This window comes from Nocardioides sp. LHD-245, from assembly GCF_030929495.1.
In the GTDB taxonomy this organism is placed as follows: Bacteria; Actinomycetota; Actinomycetes; order Propionibacteriales; family Nocardioidaceae; genus Nocardioides.
On sequence record NZ_JAVFWN010000005.1, the window covers coordinates 79,691 to 97,297 of the forward strand.

A 17,607-nucleotide genomic window follows, 5' to 3' on the forward strand; every position below is an offset into this window, starting at 1 on the left:
CGCTTCACCCCGCGATGTGGACCGACGGACCGCCCCAGATGGCGATCGCGAAGATCAGATCGATGAACATCGTGCAGATCAGCGCGGAGCGCACCGCCTTGCCGACCGCCTTGCCCACGCCCGCGGGCCCGCCCGACGCACGGAAGCCGTGGTAGCAGCAGATCGAGACGATGACGAGCGCCATCAGGGCCACCTTGACCATCGCCAGGAACAGGTCGCTGGAGATGAGGAAGGTGTCGAAGTAGTGCTGGTAGGTGCCCGGCGCCTGGTCGTACCCGACGGTGACGACCAGGTAGGTCGCGAGCCAGCACATCATCAGGGCGATCGCGAAGAGCGGGACGACGGCGATCAACCCGGCGACGATCCGGGTGGTCACGAGGTACGGCACCGGCGGTACCGCCATCACCTCGAGGGCGTCGATCTCCTCGCTGACCCGCATCGCACCGATCTGCGCGGTGAAGCCGGCACCGACGGTCGCGGTCAGCGCGATGCCGGCGATGATCGGCGCGACCTCGCGGGTGTTGAAGTAGGCGGAGAAGAAGCCGGACAGCGTGGAGACACCGATGTTGTCGAACGACGTGTAGGCCTGCAGTCCGACCTCGATGCCGGCCGCCGCGGTCAGGAAGCCGATGACGAGGACCGTGCCACCGATCAGCGCGAGCGCACCGGAGCCGAGGGACACCTCGGCCAGCAGCCGGACGACCTCCTTCGGGTAGTGCTTGAGCGCGCGCGGCATGTGGGCGTACGCATTGCCGTGGAAGCTCAGCTGGTCGCCCAGGTTGCGCAGCGACGTCGTGGGCTTCGCCAGGTGGCGGGAGAGCTGGGACATGGGCACTCAGGCTCCGAGCTTGATCTGCAGGAACAGGGCGCTGATCACGCTGTTGGCGGCGAAGAGCAGCATGAAGGCGAAGACCACGGTCTGGTTCACGGCCTCGCCGACACCCTTCGGGCCGCCCTTGGCGTTGAGGCCGAGGTAGCAGGCGGTGAGGCCGGCGAGCAGGCCGAAGACGGCGGCCTTGGCCTCGGAGGCGAGGAAGTCCGGCAAGCCGACCAGCAGCGTCAGGTCGGAGAGGTAGAGACCCGGCGTCGCGCCCTGGAGGACGACGGAGAAGAAGTACCCGCCGACCAGGCCGACCACGGTCACCATGCCGTTGAGCGCGACACCGACGAGCGTCGACGCGATCACCCGCGGTACGACGAGCCGCTCGATCGGGTCGATGCCCAAGGTGACCATCGCGTCGATCTCCTCGCGGATCTTGCGCGAGCCGAGGTCGGCGCAGATCGCCGTCGCACCGGCGCCCGCGACGACGAGCACGCTCACGATCGGGCCGATCTCGCGGACCACCGCGACCGCCGCGCCCGCACCGGCCAGGTCGACCGCGCCGATCTGGATGAGCAGCTGGTTGACCTGGAAGATGATGACGACGCAGAACGGGATCGACACCAGCAGCGCCGGGCCGAACGAGACGGTCGTGATGAACCACGCCTGGGAGACGAACTCCCGGAACTGGAAGCGCCGGGTGAACAGCTGCGCGAAGACCTTGCCGACGAAGCCGTAGAAGTCGCCGAACGTGCCGAGTGTCTTCATCAGGAAGGTCGCCCGGAGCGCGTCCCGGGCGACCTGGCGCGACTCCTCGGTCAGGCCCGCGGGGGCCGGGGTCACGCGGTCGCCTCGGTCTTCTCGCTCTGGCCACTCTTCACGACGTACAAGGGGAGACGCAGCGCAGCCGGTGCGGTCGGGGGCACAGCCGGCCGCACCGGCGCGATCGGGGAGAGCCGCTCGTAGCCGGCTCCCAGCGCGGGCCGCTGGTCGGCCTCGCCCTGGTTGGGCCACAGCGCCACCGCGCGCTCGGCCTGCGCGGTGATGGTGAGGCTGGGGTTGACGCCGAGGTTCGCCGAGATCGCGGCGCCGTCGACGACGTGCAGGCCGGGGTGGCCGTAGACCCGGTGGTAGGCGTCGATCACGCCGTTCTCGGCGGAGTCGCCGATGGGGCAGCCGCCCAGGAAGTGCGCGGTCATGGGGATGTTGAAGATCTCGCCGGCGCTGCTGTAGGAGCCGCCGTCGATCTTGTCGCTGATCCGGCGCACCACCTCGTTGCCGACCGGCACCCACGTGGGGTTCGGCTCGCCGTGGCCCTGCTTCGAGGTCAGCCGCACCTTGCCCGTGCGCCCCCGCTTCTTGGGGAACACCGTGATCGAGTTGTCGCTGGTCTGCATGACCAGCGCGATGATCGTGCGCTCGGGCCAGCTGCCGAGGCCGGCGTACGTCGAGAGCAGCAGGCCGGGGTGGCGCACGGCCTGGCCCAGCCACCGCAGCCAGCGCGGCACCCGGCCGCCGCCGTCGGTCATCAGCGTGAGCAGCAGGCCCATCAGGCCCGAGCCCTTGCCGTAGCGGACCGGCTCGACGTGGGTGACGTCGTCGGGGTGGATCGAGGACGTGATCGCGACGCCGTGGTGGAAGTCGTGCTGGTCCTTGCTGCGCAGCCTGGTGCTCGACGCGCACAGCGCCTCGGAGTTGGTCCGGGTCAGGTAGCCGAGCCGCTCCGAGAGCCGCGGCAGGTCACCGGAGCGGCGCATCCCGTGCAGCAGCTCCTGGGTCCCCCACGTGCCGGCCGCGACGACGACCTGGGCGGCCGAGATGCTCGTCGTACGCCGTGCGGAGCCGCCGGAGCGGTGGGTCACGACGTCGTACCCGCCGCCGGGGCGGGGCCTGATCGCGGCGACCGTCGTCCGCTCGCGGACCTCGGCGCCGAGCTTCTCGGCCAGGTAGAGGTAGTTCTTGAGCAGCGTGTTCTTCGCGTTGTGCCGGCACCCGGTCATGCACTCGCCGCACTCCAGGCAGCCGCGGCGCTCGGGGCCGGCCCCGCCGAAGTACGGGTCCGGGACGGCCTCGCCCGCCCGCTTGGTGTCGCCGGGTCCGAAGCAGACGCCGACCGGCGTGGGGCGGTAGGTGTGGCCCACGCCCATCTCGTCGGCGACCTGCTTCATCACAACGTCGCTGGGGGTGACGGTCGGGTTCTGGACCACGCCGAGCATCCGGCTGGCCTGGTCGTAGTACGGCGCCAGCTCGGCCTTCCAGTCCGTGATGTGCGCCCACTGCGAGTCGTTGTAGAAGGCGTCGGACTTGGGCTGGTAGAGCGTGTTGGCATAGACGAGCGAGCCGCCGCCGACGCCCGCACCGGCGAGCACGACGACGTCGCGCAGCAGCCGGATCCGCTGGATGCCGAAGCAGCCCAGGCGCGGGGCGAACAGGAATCTCCGCACGTCCCAGGAGGTCTTCGCGAACTCATGGTCCTCGAAGCGCCGGCCGGCCTCCAGCACGCAGACCCGGTAGCCCTTCTCCGCGAGGCGCAGGGCGGCGACCGAGCCGCCGAAGCCGGAGCCGACGACCACGACGTCGTACTCGAAGTCCTCAGTGCGCACGACGACAGCCCCCGATGAGAGACGACGGAGCCCCTGTGCCGGGCCCGTCTGTTGATCGCCATCTCACTCGGTGACGGCGGTCACGCTCTCGTGGTGGCGGTCCAAAGAAGAACGACGGCTTTGTCCCTGTGCACAAAGACCGCCACCTACGAGCCGGAGCTCTAGGGTGAGGAGACGCGCCCTTAGGGTGGGGACGTGAGCAGCGCGTCGATCCCGTCGAACCTGGCGCCCTGGCTCCTGGCCTATGTCGCCGAGCAGGCCCAGCCCGACGAGGTCGAGGTCTGGGTCGACCGGGTGACCAACGCGATCTTCACCGAGATCCCCGAGGTCGGCGCGGTCGAGGGACTGCCCGAGCAGGTCCGGATCACCGTTCGCGAGCACTGGATCGCGTTTCTCGGCGACTTCGCGCAGCCCGAGCAGCACTTCCACCTCGTCGACGCCGCGCGCCGGCTCTCGGTCGAGCTGGCCGACCGGCAGCTGCCGCTCGAGATGCTCATCCGGTTCTACCGGGTCGCCCAGCAGGAGGTGTGGGACTACGTCAGCGAGCTGATCAAGGCGCTGCCGCCAGCCGACTTCGACCGGGCCGACCTGCTCATGTACTTCTGGAACCGGGCCGGGGTCTGGCTCGACCAGTCGATCACCGAGTCGGTCGCCACCTACCAGGCGGCGCGCTCGCGGGTCCTGGCCGGTGCGGCGGCCCAGCGCTACGAGGCGGCCCGCTCGATCCTGGCCGGCGAGCTGAGCGAGGCGCGCGAGGCGTCGTCCGCGCTGGGTGGCTACCCGATCTCGGTGCACCACACGGCCGTCGTCCTCTCCGTCGCGGACGCCGAGCGCGCCGGCACCCTCGAGCAGCTCGCCACCGAGCTCGCCCGCCGGATCGGCGCGGCCAGCCCGCTCGTGGTCAAGCCCGGCGGCCGCCAGCTGTGGATGTGGCTCGGCACCCGCGACGCCCCGGACCTGTCCGCCCTCGCCGCCCTCGCCGACACCCCCGGCTCGCTCGCCCACGAGAGCGTGGTCGTCGGCGTCGGCTCGGCCACCCCCGGCATCGCCGGCTTCGTCGCCTCGCACCGCGAGGCCCAGGGCGCGCTCCGGGTCGCCACCCCCGACACCTCGGCCTGGCTCGCGCTCTACACCGACGTCGAGCTGCCCGTCCTGCTCGGCTGCTCCGCCGAGGTCGACCGCTTCGTCGCCCGCCAGCTCGGCCCGCTCGTCGGCGAGGACGAGAGCACCCAGCGGATCCGGGAGACCCTCACGGCGTACCTCGACAGCGGTGGGAGTGCCGAGGAGGCCGCCCGCGCGCTCGTCGTCCACCGCAACACGATCCGCTACCGGCTCGGCCAGGCCGAGGAGATGCTCGGCCACCCCATCGCCCGGATCAGCCCGCAGCTGGCCGTCGCGCTGCGCCACCACGACCTGTTCCACCGGCCGTGAAAGCCGGTGATCGGCGTAGCGTCATTCGTCCCGTGGGTTGGAGCCCACAGAACGAATGACGTTGCGCCCGTGGTCCGGGTCGCTCAGCCCTCGAGCGTCAGGGCGAGCACGGGACAGGCCTGGACGGCGGCGTACACGTGGGCCCGGTCGGCCTCCGGCGGGTTCTCGACGAGGACGCTGACCAGCTCCTCGTCCTCGTCCACCTCGAAGTAGTCGTTGGCCATCGACTCGCACATCCCGAGGCCCGCACACTTCCTGAGGTCGGCCACGATGTGCATCGCACTCACGCTCCGACCTGACTGATGTGGCGGCGAGGCTCGACGGCCTTGAAGTCGACCTTCTCCCGTACGCCGCAGTCGGGACAGCACCAGTCGTCGGGGATGTCCTGCCACGCCGTACCGGCGGCGAATCCCTCGAGCTCGTTGCCCTCGGCGACCTCGTAGGTGTACTGGCAGCCGGGGCACTGGGCGGCGAGCACCTCACCCGTGAGCTCGTGGGCGCTGGTGTCGGCCTCGACCGCGGCCTCCACCGCGGCCTCGGCGGCGAGGAGCTCGGCAGGCACCGGGTACCTCCTCAGCAGCTTCTCCCGCTTGGCGGGGTGCAGGTTGGCGAGCCGCAGATCGCCGTCGTAGTGGGCGACCACGCGCTTGTCCATGACCGCCCGGAAGGCCGGCGGGAACATGGCGACCACGATCATGCCGGTGTAGCCGGTCGGCAGCACCGGAGCGTCCTCGAAGTCGCGCAGCGTCTGGTAGCGGCGGGTCGGGTTTGCGTGGTGGTCGCTGTGTCGCTGCAGGTGGTAGAGCAGCACGTTGGTGGCGATGTTGTTGGAGTTCCACGAGTGCGCCGGCGTGACCCGCTCGTAGCGCATCTTGCCGGGGGTGCCGACCTTCTGGCGCACCATGCCGTAGTGCTCCATGTAGTTGACGACCTCGAGCAGGGAGAAGCCGACGACCGCCTGGAGGAGGAGGTACGGCAGCAGGCTCAGCGGGTTGACGTCGTAGGCAAGGCCGAGCCAGAGCATCAGCCCACCCCACAGCGCGACGGTCATCAGCCAGGCGTTGAGCACGTCGTTGCCGAGGTGGAACGGGTGCGTGCCCTTGCGCTGGTAGCGCTTGGCCTCGAGCTCCCACGAGCTCTTGAGCGAGCCGGCCACGGTCCGCGGCCAGAAGCGGTAGACGCTCTCGCCCATCCGCGCGCTGGCCGGGTCCTCGGGGGTCGCGACGCGGACGTGGTGACCGCGGTTGTGCTCGATGTAGAAGTGGCCGTAGAAGGTCTGCGCCAGCGCGATCTTGGACGCCCAGCGCTCGACCGACTCGCGCTTGTGCCCCAGCTCGTGCGCGGTGTTGATCGCGACGCCGCCGACGACACCCACCGAGACCGCGAGCCCGACCTTGGCCAGCACGGCCATGTCAGTGGTGGCGAGGTACCAGATCGCCGCCACGAAGCCGCCGTACTGGACCGGCAGGTAGAGATAGGTCACCCAGCGGTAGTACCTGTCGTTCTCCAGCGCGTCGATGACGTCGTCCGGCGGGTTGGTGTCGTCGTACCCGGCGACGAGGTCGATGAGCGGGATGAGCCCGAAGAACACGACCGGTGTCAGCCAGAAGAAGAGCGCGCTGCCGGTCGCCTCGAACAGCGCGATCCCGACGATCGGCGTCAACGGGACGACGAGTCCGAGAACCCACAGGTAGCGCTTCGTGTCCCGCCACCGGACAGTCGTGCCGTCTGCCCCTCGGGTTGCGTACGTGGCCATCGGATGCCTCCTCGGACGTGGCGACGGCGGTCGCCGGGTAGGCCTCCACGGTGGCAGCGCGGGCGGTTCACGCTCTCGGGCGAGGCGCACAACTTCGGCCGGAGGCGTTGGCAGCGTGCACAATGCGTGGTCGACAGCGATCCGATCAACCCACGTGATCGGATCGCTGTCGCTGAGCCGTCGCGGCCCGGGGCGTCAGCCGACGGTGGTGAGCAGCTGCGTGGCCCGGGTGAGGACGACGTAGAGCGTGGCCCGGCCGGTGGCGGACTCGTCCTCGATCTCCTGCGGCCGGACGACCACGATGCCGTCGAACTCCAGGCCCTTGGTGTCGAGGCCGGTCAGCACCACGATCCGGTCCTCGCCCGACGGCGTGACAGACGAGTCGATCGCGGCCCGCGCACCGGCGGCGTCGTCCGCGAGCTCGGGCCAGGAGGCGAGCCACGCGTTCACCTCCGAGCGCCGCGCGACGGGTACGACGATGCCCACCGTCCCGGAGACGCGGCCCGCGACCTCGAGGACGGCGGCCCGGGTCGCGGCCTCGAGCTCGGCGGCGCCCGCGCCCGCCGGGAGGTCGACGACGACCGGCTCCTCGCCGGTGCGGCGGACGGCGTCGGGCAGGTCGGCGTCGAGACCCACCCGCGCGGCGTAGGCGGCGGCGTGGGCGTAGATCTCGGCGGAGTTGCGGTAGTTGGTCGACAGGTGGAAGGAGTGCACCTGCTTGCGCTCGAGGGCGGCGGCCCGCGCGGCGTCGGACTCGGCCGGCACCGGCCACGACGACTGGGCGGGATCGCCGACGATGGTCCAGGAGGCGGTGCGACCGCGGCGGCCGACCATCCGCCACTGCATGGGCGTGAGGTCCTGCGCCTCGTCGATGAGGACGTGGGCGTAGCCGTCGTCCTCGATGCTGGAGACCGGCGGACGCCAGGGCCGGCCGGACGGCGCGAACTCGCGGTCCGCGGCGGTGATCAGCTCCTGGATGTCGACCGCGCCCTCGATCAGCGCCATCGGGTCGTCCCGCTCGTCGTCGGCCTTCTGAGGGAGGTCGCCGAGGGCGTAGCGGAGCTCGTCGAGCAGCGGCACGTCCTCGATGGCGATCTGCGGGCTGATCGCCCGGGTGGGGTCGAGGTGCGCCCAGGTCTTGGCCAGCAGCCGCTGCTCCTCGCCGGTCAGCAGTCCTTCGCCGACCCGCGCCAGGAACTCCGGCTCCCGCAGCCAGCACAGCACGGTGGCGGCGTCGAGCGGCGGCCACCAGGACAGCGCGAAGTCGAGGAAGTCGTCGCGCGACAGGATCTCGTCGTTGAACCTCTCGCGCCCCTGCTCGCGGCCGCGCTCGCCGCGGACCTGGCGCCACAGCGCGTCGAGGAGGGCGTGGGAGACCCGCGGGAGCTGCTTGTTGCGCAGGCCCTGCGACATCAGCTGCCGGCGGATCTGACCGAGCTTGCCGCGGTCGAGGACCAGCCGGTCGTCGCGCCAGAAGACGCGGTACTCGCGCGGGCTGCCGGGCGCCTGCTGGCGCGCCGTGCGCCGCATCAGCTCGGCCATCCGAGCCGAGCCCTTGATGTCGGCGACGGCCGGCTCGTCGTGCCGGGTGGCACGGACCTCGTCGACGACCTCGCCGAGGCTGCGCAGCGCGACCGCGGTCTCGCCGAGCGACGGCAGCACCCGCTCGATGTAGCGCATGAACACGCCGGACGGGCCGACGACGAGGACGCCGCCGCGCTCGTAGCGCTGGCGGTCGGTGTAGAGGAGATAGGCCGCCCGGTGCAGCGCGACGACCGTCTTGCCCGTGCCGGGGCCGCCGGAGATGGTGACGACACCCCGGGAGGGTGCCCGGATCGCCTTGTCCTGTTCGGCCTGGATGGTCGCGACGATGGAGTGCATCGACCGGTCCCGGGCCCGGGAGAGCTGGGCCATCAGCGCGCCCTCACCGACGATCGGCAGCGAGCGACCCGCGGCCTCGGCCGCGTCCAGGCCCGCCGCGTCGAGCAGCTCGTCCTCGACGCCGACCACACTGCGGCCGGCGCTGCGCAGCACCCGGCGGCGGAGTACGCCGTGCGGGTCGGCCGCCGTGGCCTGGTAGAACACCGCGGCGGCCGGCGCGCGCCAGTCGATCAGCAGCGACTCGTGGGCGTCGTCGCGCAGGCCGAGCCGTCCGACGTACCGCGGGGCGGCGTCGATCGCGGCATCGAGGTCGAGTCGGCCGAACACCAGGCCCTCGTGGGCGGCGTCGAGCTGCGCGATCCGCTTGGCCGCCTGGAACACCATCGCGTCGCGCTCAACGAGGCCGCCCTCGTGACCGAGGTGCGCCCGGGAGTGGCCTTCCCTCGCCAGCTGCTGGGCGGCCTTCCCGGCCTGCTCCAGCTGCTGATAGACCCGGTCGACGAACCTCTGCTCTGCCGTGACCTCGCGCTCCACCAGCTCGTCTGCCACCGCTCGTGACCCCTGCCGTCCGCACTCGTTCTCGATCGCCGCGCCGATGGCGGCAAGCCACCAACTCTACAGGCGCCGACAGTCCGTAGATATTCCGCCAGTAGGGGGCGGCGTCGCGAGCGCCGTGAGACGCGGGTGATGGCACGACGGCGGAGCGAAGTCGTGCTTGTCCGCCCATCGAGCGACGCCAACGCCGCCAGCGCGCGCGTATCGCGGCGCGCAGCAGGCGCCACCTACTGGCGGGATCTCTTGGCCGGAGGGGACGGCGAACGCCCACCAAAGGCACTACTGTTGTCGAGATGGTCTGACGCATCGCGTGTCCAAGGGGGGTAGCACGATGAACATGACACCCAGGGCGACCCCGCCCCGCAAGCCGAATCGCCGCGGCGTCGCCGCGCGCGAGAGACTCCTGTCCACCGCGATCGAGATGCTCGGCACCGGTCGTCCCGAGACGGTGTCGATCAACATGGTCGCGAAGGAGGCCGGGCTCAGCTGGGGCTCGGTGCAGAACCTCTTCGGCGACTCCGACGGGTTCTGGTCGACCGTCGTCGACCAGGTCGTCGTCGCCGCGCCGGGCCTGTGGGCCGAGCCGACGAGTACGACGGTCGCGGGGCGGGTGGCCGAGGTCGCCGACCTCTACCGCGCGCTGCTCGACTCGCCGCAGGCGGTCACCATCGAGACCATGCGCTGGGCGCTGCCCCGGCCGCTGGACGTGCTGGAGGAGACCCATCCCCGCACGGCGGCCTCGATCCGCACGCTCGACGAGATGACGGCACGCGCGTTCGTCCGCTTCTTCGAGGGCATCGACGGCGCGGAGCTCGACGAGGAGCGCTCCGTCGCGATGTCCGAGGTGCTGCCCGCGATGCTGCGCAGCATGCGCAACGAGCGGCTGCTCGGGGCGGACATCGACCTCGATCGCGCCCACCGCGCGATCGTGACGATGCTGACGGCGTACCTCGAGGGCTGAGCCGCCTCTCAGCCCGGATCCACGCTCAGCCGAGCAGGGCCCGGGTCGGCGCGATGATGTCGGCGCCGAACCGGGCGATGCCGTCGAGCTTCTGCTCCAGCGGCGCGTCCTGCGGGTAGTAGTACATCCACGGCATCGTCATGCACATCGTCACGCCGCCGCGCGAGGCACGGGCGAAGTCCTCGGGCACGACCGCGTCCGTCAGCGCCGGTACGACGGCGAACGGCTCGTCGGGATCGCGGCCTGCCTCCCGCCGCAGGCCGCGCAGCCGCTCGACGATCGCGATCGCCTCGTCGACGCTCGCCATGTCGCCGATCCAACCGTCGTTGCGGGCGGCCCGTCGGAACGCCACGTCCGACAGCCCGCCGACCCACACCGGGATCGGTCCGGGCGGCTCGGGCAGCATGACCAGCCGCTCGCAGCTGTAGAACTCGCCCGCGAACTCGGTCCAGCCGGGTCGCCACAGCTCGCGCATCAGGTCCAGCCCCTCGTCGGTGCGCCGGCCGCGCGTGGCGAAGTCCTCCTCGAGGAGCTCGAACTCCTCACGGCACCAGCCGACGCCCACGCCGAGCGCGACCCGGCCACCGGACAGCGCTGCCGCCGTGCCGATCGCCTTCGCGACCACGAACGGGTTGCGCATCGCGGCGACGTAGATCGAGGTGAAGAACCGCAGCTCGGTGGTCACCTGCGAGAGCGCGCCGATGGTGACCCACGGGTCCGGCCAGTCGACCTCGGGCTTCCAGCGCCGCCCGCCGTCGCGGGTGTAGGGGTACGGCGTCGCGATGGACTCCAGGTCGACGACGTGGTCGGCGAGGCTGAGCGCCGCGAACCCTGCCTGCTCCGCGCCGCGCGCCAGGGCGACGAGCTGGTCGGTCGGGTGGTAGGCGGTCACCATCGCGAAGTCCACGACTGCACCCTAGGCGACGAACTAGAACATGTTCTAGGCCCTAGGGCGTGGGTCCGCCGAGGACGCAGAGCTGGATCCCGCGCTCGATGGCCGCCTCCCGCGAGTTCACGCCCCACTTGCGGTAGATGCTGCGCATGTGGGACTTCACCGTCTCCGGCGACAGGTGCAGCGCCGCCGCGACCTGGCTGCGCCGCGGATGGTCGAGGGAGGCGCGCAGGACCGCGATCTCCTGGCCGGTGAGCGGCGCCGCGTCGGAGCCGGGGTCGAGGGCGCCCGCGCGACCGCGGACCGCGGCGACGACGTCGGCGTCGAGGTACGCCGCGGCGGCGTCGTCGTGACGCAGCGCGTGCTCCCGCAGCGCCGCGAGGTCGTCGGCCGGCACGTGCAGCAGGTGCGCCCGGGCCCCGTGCTCGGCGTACCGGGCCGCGGCCTGGTCGAGCAGCGCCCCGGCCGCGTCCCGGCAGCCCGCGCGCAGCGCCGCCGCGGCGCCGAGGGTGGCGACGGCGGCGCGGGACCGGACGGTGTGTCCCGCCTGGACCTGGAGGCGGGGCACCAGGTCGAGTGCACCCGCCGGATCGCCGGCGGCGAGCCGGGCGAGCAGTCGGGCCGGCGCCAGCTGGGCGGTCCAGCGGGTCGTCCCGTGCAGCAGCGGCTCGGCATCGCGGGCCCGGCCCTGCGCGATGAGCACGGCGGCCACGAGGCCGTGCAGCGCGGCCGTCCCGAGGTTCTCGCCGACACCGGGCGGCGCCGGGCGGGAGCGGAGCGCCGCGGAGATCCGCTCCAGCTCGGCTCCGACGTCCCCGAGGCCGTGCAGGGCCTGCAACCGGGTCCAGGCCAGGAAGGGCCACAGCTCCCCGATGCCGTCGTACGACGCCCCGTCATGCTCGGCCAGCGCGTCCGCGAACTCGAAGCGGTCCAGCCGCAGCAGGCCCCGACCGACCGCCGCCAGGCCGTGCGTGGCCGCCGCTCCCTGCTCGATCCCCGGCCCCAGCAGGCGGGCCGCGGTCCGCGACCGGCCGTCGATCGCCGCGAGGCCGACGGCGTACGCCGTCGTGTCGGCGTGCGACCACGGTTGCCGCGCGAGCGCCAGGGCCCGCCCGGCGAGGAGGTGGGCCCGGTCCAGATCGCCGACCTGGAGGAGCGAGAAGGCCAGATGGCGCCACGCACCCGCCCGCACGTCGGCGAGGGGCTCGGCGTGCGCCGCGGCGAGCGCCACGCCGGCGTCGGGCGCATCGAGAATCTCGAGTGCGGCGCGGGCGGCGGCCCCGGCGTCGACGTACCGGCCGAGGTGGCGCAGGGCGACCGACCGGGCGACCTGGTGGAAGAACGGGCTCTCCCGTCCCTTCGCCCGCGGCCCCGGGTCCGGCCCGCCCGGCGGCTCCGCGGGGTGGTCGACGACCCGTGCGAAGTACTCCTGCGCGGCCTGCCGGGTCGTCGGGTTGCCGCTCAGCACCAGCCCGCGGGCGAGCGCGAGCCGCGGGTTCTGGACGACCGCGGCCCGCGGGATCCGGCTCAGCTGGTCGTCGAGGCGCCGGGTCACCTCCGTCTCGGGGACCGCCGAGAGCGCGGCGCACACGATCCGTCCCGCGAGCTCGTGCCGGCCGGCGGCCACCGCCAGCGCGAGGCCCGTCAGGTGGTCGCCGCGGCCGTGCAGCCAGGTCGCGGTGACGCCGGTGCCCCAGCGGTGCCGGTCGGTGTCGGTCGCGAGCAGCGCGCCGCGGGCGGCGGCGCGCAGCGAGTCGACGATCCGGAAGACCCGGCGCCCCGCGGCATCGTTCTCCCAACGTCCGTTGCCGTCGGCGGCGAGCCCGGTGAACAGGTCCGCCACCTCTGCCGGCGACCGGCCGCTCAGCGTGCCCGCGAGCCCGGCGTCGAGGTACGGCGCCGCGCAGGTGTCCTGCACGAAGCGCCAGGCCGCGGGTCCGTCGAGCTGGGCGGCCAGGTCCTGGGCGACGATCGTCCACCAGCCGCCGATGCCCCGGGCCTGTTGGCCACGCCGCGTCGCGAGCGCCGGGGCCAGGCTGGCCGCACGCACGGCCAGGGGGAATCCGTCGGTGTCGGCGTGCACGTCGACAGCGGCGACCCGGAGGGCGTCAGAGCCGTCCTGGGTGAGGAAGCGCACGGTCTCCTCCGCGGTGAACGCGAGGTCGCCCGCGTCGATCACCGTCGCCGCGCCGGGCGGCTCGCCCGCCCGGAGGAGTCCGGTCGTGGCCCGGGTCGTGACGATCACCCGGGCCCCGGGCCGGGTGAGGACGTGCTCGCGGACCAGCGCGTCGACGGCCTCGGTGGCCGCGCCGAGGCGCTCGTACCCGTCGAGGACCACCACCGGCGCGTCGGGCAGTGCCCGCAGGGCGGCGGGGTCCCCGGTGACGGCGCCGACCGACACCCACCGGAACGCGGGCGCGGTGCCGGAGCGCAGCCACTGCCGCACCACCGTGGACTTGCCGAAGCCGGACGGCGCCTGCAGGACCGTCACCGGCGCAGCGCGGTCCAGGAGCTCGAGGAGACGCTCGCGCCGAAGGGTCGCGAACGGACGGGAGGGGGTGCTGGTCGCGCCGGGGGAATGCGCCATCGGTGTGCCCTGTCGTCGGTGCGGTGCGCGCGTTCCCCCCGGTTCGCCGCGGCAGTCGGGGAAGCAAGACGCACGGCCGGTCGCGCTCATGACGCGGTTTCTCAGGAGATTTCGCACATCGGCGTCCCGTCTCCTCCGGGCGCCGTCCAGCGGTAGCCTCCTAGCACCCCTTCACCAACAGATCGACTGCCGGAAGATGCCGACCGACCTGCCCGACGAGAACGCCCTGCTGCGCCGCGCCCACGCCGGCGATGCCGCCGCGCTGGAGGCGTTGTACGCCGACAACGTGGCCTCCGCGCGCCGGCTGGCCGTGATCCTCGCGGGCCCGTCGGCCGCCGAGGACCTGGTGGCCGACGCGTTCGCGCGGGTGCTCGCGCGGATCCGCGCGGGCGAGGGACCGGTGACCAACTTCCGCGGCTACCTGTTCGCGACGATCCGCAACCGGCACCGCGACCTGATGCGTCGCGCCGGCCGCGAGGCGCCGGTCTCCGACGAGCCGTGGCTCCTGGAGAGCCCCACGGAGTCGGTGGAGGAGCAGGTCCAGGAGCTCGACGAAGGCGTTGCCGTCGCGGCACTCGGGAGCCTGCCCGACCGCTGGCAGCGGGTGCTGTGGCACCTCGAGGTCGAGGGCCACCAGGTACCCGAGGTCGCGGCCATGCTCAGCATGTCGCCGGCCGCGGTGTCGTCGCTGGCCTACCGCGCCCGCGAGGGACTCAAGGTCGCCTACCTTGAGCACCACCTGCCGACGGCCGCCGGCACCAAGCCGTGTGCGTGGGTCCGTCAGCGGCTCGGCAGCCATGTCCGAGGCAGCCTCAGCCCGCGGGCCGGAGCCCGGCTCGAGGCCCATCTGACGACCTGTGCCGCCTGCTCGGCGGCTGCCGCCGACCTGCAGCATGTGAACCGGAAGCTCGCCGGGATGGTCCTGCCCGTCCTGCTGGTGGGTGGGGCCGGGGCCGGCCTGCTCGACCTGGTCGGCGCCGCCGGAGGAAGCGGCCCCGGCGGATCCGGTGAGTCGGGCGGCACGACGGCGTCCGCCGCCGGTGCGGGTGCGGCAGGAGCCGCCGCTGCCCGGGCCGCGGCGGCCGGCGGCGGGGCGGGCCGCGGCGCGACGGGCCCGCGCCCACCGTCCGGTCCCGCGCGGGTGCTGCGGCTGCTCACCGGTCGCGGCGCGACGATGACCGGTGCCGGTGCCGGTGCGGGTGGCATCACCCTCGTCGCCCTGGCCGCGGCGGCACTCGTGCTGGTCCTGGTCGCCGTGACCTGGTGGGTCGTCGCGGGCGCTGACGACGCCGACGGCCCGGCCGCCGACCACCCGGCGACGGATGCGGCCACCGGCCGGCCGGACCTGCCGTCGAGCACCGGCGCGAGCCCGGACCCCACCGCCACGGACCCCGCCACCGATGGAGCGAGCGACGGCACGACGCCGGCGGTCGATCCGCTGGAGCCCACCGGTCAAACGACCGGCGCCACGGCGACGGCCGCTCCCGGTCCGCGGCCGGGCACCGCGGCGACCGGCCCCGGGAAGCTCGGCGCGACCCGCGCGGCACCGCCCGTCGCCGTACGCCCGACGGCGCCGAGCGCCACCGCGATCAGCGGCTGTGGCAGCTTCGGCTCGCTCGCGATGCCGCCGACCCCGGGCGTCGAGTACGTCCTCACCCAGGGCGACGGGAGGCAGGGCGCCTGGGAGGTGACCGGGAAGCCGCGCAGCGGCTACGTCCTCGCCGCCGACGCCCAGCAGCGCTTCAGCGGGGACCTCGGCGCCTACTACGCCTGCCCCGCACTCGGCGCGCTCTCCGTCGCCGACCTCGGCGGCGGCGACTGGCGGCTGACCGCGCCGGTGAGCGCCACCGGTCCCGGGAGCTACCCGCTGACCGCGGCCGTGACCGTGGACTCCGACACCTACGTCCCGGCGGGCGGGGTGAGCGGCGCCGGCTGGACCTGCTGGGGCCCCAATCCCGGCGACCCGCAGATCGGGGCGGGCAGCGGCTTCATGCTCCCGGCCGGGTTCACGATGGACTGCCGGTTCGCCTACGCCGGCGCCGCGCCCCCCGACCTCGCGGTCACCATGACCCCGGTCACCGTCGGTCCACCTCCGACCGGCACGGTCGCGCTCACCGCCGACGGCACCCCCCGGGGCAGCGCGACCTACTGACGCGGACCCCCGATCCCGGGTAGAACATGTTCCATGTTTCCGCATCTGCTGGCCCCGGGGCGGATTGGCTCGATGGACCTGCGCAACCGGATCGTCATGTCCCCGATGGAGACGATGTACGGCACCCCCGACGGCCATCCCTCCGACCGCACCGTGGCGCACTTCGCGACCCGCGCGGCCGGAGGCGTCGGACTCGTCACCGTCGGCGCGACCGGCATCGACCCGCGACACCCGGAGACTCCGGGCGGCCTGCAGATCGGCGTGGACGCCACGATCCCGGCGCACCGACGCCTGGTCGAGGCGGTGCACGCACACGGCGCCCGGATCCAGCCGCAGCTCGTCCACGCGGGCCCGGACGGACTCGGCCCGGAACTGTTCGGCGTCACCTCGCTCGGGCCGTCCGTGATCCCGTCGTACCTCACCGGACGGCCCTCCGCGCAGGCCACGAAGGAGCAGATCGCGTCGATCATCGACCAGTTCCGGGCCGCGGCGGCGCGGGTCCGGGAGGCGGGGTACGACGGGATCGAGCTGCACGCCGCGCACGGCTACATGTTCCTCGGCTCCTTCCTCGCACCGCAGCGCAACCGGCGTGGCGACCGGTACCGCGGCACGTCCGTCGAGGGGCGGATCCGGGTGGTGCTCGAGGCACTCGCCGCGATCCGCGCCGAGGTGGGCGCGGACTTCCCGGTCACGCTGCGGATCTCGGGCTACGAGCGGGTCGCCGCCGGACGCCCGGTGCACGACACCGCCACCATGGCGCCGCTGCTCGTCGAGGCCGGCGTCGCCGCCTTCCACGTCAGCGGCGGGGTGATCGACCGGCTGGTCACCGGCATGGTCAACGCCGCCGATGACGGCGACGGGCTCAACGTCGGCGGCGCTGCGGCGGTGCGCGAGGTGGTCGACGTCCCGGTCATCGCGGTCGGGCGGCTGCACGACCCGGCGCTGGCCGAGCAGGTCCTCGCCGACGGTCGGGCGGACTTCGTCGCGCTCGGCCGGCCGCTGCTCGCCGACCCGGACCTGCCCCGCAAGCTCGCCGGCGCGCTCGGCGGACCGGCGCTGGTACGCCGGTGCATCTCGTGCGAGAACTGCATCGACACCCTCGAGGAGAGGCTGGCCACCGAGTGTGCCGTGAACCCGCTCACCGGCCACGAGCTCGCGCTGGCGCGGTCCGCGCCGGCGGCACCCCGACGGATGGTCGTCGCCGGCGGCGGGCCGGCGGGGCTGGAGACCGCCTGGCGGGCCGCCGAGGCCGGCCTCGACGTGGTCCTCCTGGAGCGCTCACCCCGGCTCGGCGGCGCGCTCGGCGCCGCCTGCGCGGTCCACCCCGAGAACCGGAGCTATCTCGACTGGCTGCTGGCCCGGGTGCAGGACGCGGGAGTCGACGTCCGGCCGGGCACCGCGGCCGACCCGGAGCAGGTCCGGGCGCTCTCCCCGGAGCTGGTGGTGGTCGCCACCGGCGGGCGGCTCGAGGTCCCGGAGCTGCCCGGCGCGGCGCTGCCGCACGTCGTCGCCGGCATCGACCCCGACCGGCCGCCCCCGGGGCGCCGGGTCGTCGTGGTCGGTGCGCGGCTGGCCGCCGTCGAGTGGTGCGAGATGCTCGCCGCCTCCGGGGCGCTGGTCGCGCTGCTGCACTCCGGCGCCGAGATCGCGCCGGAATTCGGAGCCAAGCGCCGCGGCGAGCACATGGACCGTCTCGACCGCCTCGGCGTCACCGTGCACGTCGGGGCCACGGTCACCGCGATCACCGAGACGGGAGTGCACTGGGTGCCCGCCCACGGCCGGCTACGGATCCTGCCGGCGGACGCCGTCGTGCTCGCGGGCGAGGTGGTCGCCGACTCCGCGGTGCGCGACCGCCTGGTCGCGGCGCTGCCCGGCGTCGACGTACACGTCGTCGGGGACGCCGGTGGCCTGGGCCTGATCCGGGGCGCCACCGCCGACGCGGCCCGCCTCGTCGCGACCCTGTGACCCA

The 17,607-nt window shown here is 73.4% G+C and carries 12 protein-coding genes; 4 read left to right on the forward strand and 8 right to left on the reverse strand.

Annotated features, from left to right (window positions below):
* Positions 1-4: 4 nt before the first annotated feature.
* The 3 genes from RB608_RS09430 to RB608_RS09440 form a co-directional block, all read right to left on the reverse strand.
* The gene (locus RB608_RS09430; protein ID WP_308087573.1) at positions 5-829 is read right to left on the reverse strand and encodes an ABC transporter permease; all 825 of its coding nucleotides are present in this window, start codon (positions 827-829) and stop codon (positions 5-7) included.
* Positions 830-835: 6 nt separating this feature from the next.
* Positions 836-1,588 carry an MlaE family ABC transporter permease gene (locus RB608_RS09435; protein WP_392390985.1) on the reverse strand — a complete coding sequence of 251 codons (753 nt, stop codon included), beginning with the start codon at positions 1,586-1,588 and terminating at the stop codon, positions 836-838.
* A 71-nt stretch (positions 1,589-1,659) separates the two neighbouring features.
* A complete protein-coding gene (locus RB608_RS09440; protein WP_308087575.1) occupies positions 1,660-3,423 on the reverse strand; it encodes a GMC family oxidoreductase in 1,764 nt (587 codons plus the stop codon).
* 195 nt (positions 3,424-3,618) lie between these two features.
* Here RB608_RS09440 and RB608_RS09445 point away from each other — a divergent pair, with 195 nt between their 5' ends.
* Positions 3,619-4,854: a helix-turn-helix domain-containing protein gene (locus RB608_RS09445; RefSeq protein ID WP_308087576.1), complete on the forward strand. Its 1,236-nt coding sequence runs from the start codon at positions 3,619-3,621 to the stop codon at positions 4,852-4,854.
* A gap of 83 nt (positions 4,855-4,937) precedes the next feature.
* On the opposite strand, the gene RB608_RS09450 is transcribed toward RB608_RS09445, so the two are convergent.
* The 3 genes from RB608_RS09450 to RB608_RS09460 all read right to left on the reverse strand — a co-directional run bounded on the left by RB608_RS09450 (position 4,938) and on the right by RB608_RS09460 (position 9,040).
* Positions 4,938-5,132 (reverse strand): ferredoxin, encoded by a 195-nt coding sequence (locus RB608_RS09450; RefSeq protein WP_308087849.1) that lies wholly within the window; start codon positions 5,130-5,132, stop codon positions 4,938-4,940.
* A gap of 5 nt (positions 5,133-5,137) precedes the next feature.
* The gene (locus RB608_RS09455; RefSeq protein WP_308087577.1) at positions 5,138-6,610 is read right to left on the reverse strand and encodes a fatty acid desaturase; all 1,473 of its coding nucleotides are present in this window, start codon (positions 6,608-6,610) and stop codon (positions 5,138-5,140) included.
* Between the two features lie 195 nt (positions 6,611-6,805).
* Positions 6,806-9,040 (reverse strand): UvrD-helicase domain-containing protein, encoded by a 2,235-nt coding sequence (locus tag RB608_RS09460; protein ID WP_308087578.1) that lies wholly within the window; start codon positions 9,038-9,040, stop codon positions 6,806-6,808.
* Positions 9,041-9,377: 337 nt separating this feature from the next.
* Here RB608_RS09460 and RB608_RS09465 point away from each other — a divergent pair, with 337 nt between their 5' ends.
* Positions 9,378-10,007, forward strand: coding sequence for a TetR/AcrR family transcriptional regulator (locus RB608_RS09465; RefSeq protein ID WP_308087580.1), 630 nt, complete (start codon positions 9,378-9,380; stop codon positions 10,005-10,007).
* Positions 10,008-10,032: 25 nt separating this feature from the next.
* On the opposite strand, the gene RB608_RS09470 is transcribed toward RB608_RS09465, so the two are convergent.
* Complete coding sequence (locus RB608_RS09470; RefSeq protein ID WP_308087581.1) at positions 10,033-10,914, reverse strand: TIGR03619 family F420-dependent LLM class oxidoreductase; 882 nt, start codon at positions 10,912-10,914, stop codon at positions 10,033-10,035.
* Between the two features lie 40 nt (positions 10,915-10,954).
* Entirely contained in the window at positions 10,955-13,486 is a 2,532-nt protein-coding gene (locus tag RB608_RS09475) for a LuxR C-terminal-related transcriptional regulator (RefSeq protein ID WP_308087582.1), read from the reverse strand.
* Positions 13,487-13,682: 196 nt separating this feature from the next.
* Between RB608_RS09475 and RB608_RS09480 the strand changes: the two genes are divergently transcribed.
* Positions 13,683-15,638 carry an RNA polymerase sigma factor gene (locus RB608_RS09480; RefSeq protein ID WP_308087583.1) on the forward strand — a complete coding sequence of 652 codons (1,956 nt, stop codon included), beginning with the start codon at positions 13,683-13,685 and terminating at the stop codon, positions 15,636-15,638.
* 33 nt (positions 15,639-15,671) lie between these two features.
* Positions 15,672-17,603: an FAD-dependent oxidoreductase gene (locus RB608_RS09485; protein WP_308087584.1), complete on the forward strand. Its 1,932-nt coding sequence runs from the start codon at positions 15,672-15,674 to the stop codon at positions 17,601-17,603.
* The last annotated feature ends 4 nt before the right edge of the window (positions 17,604-17,607 follow it).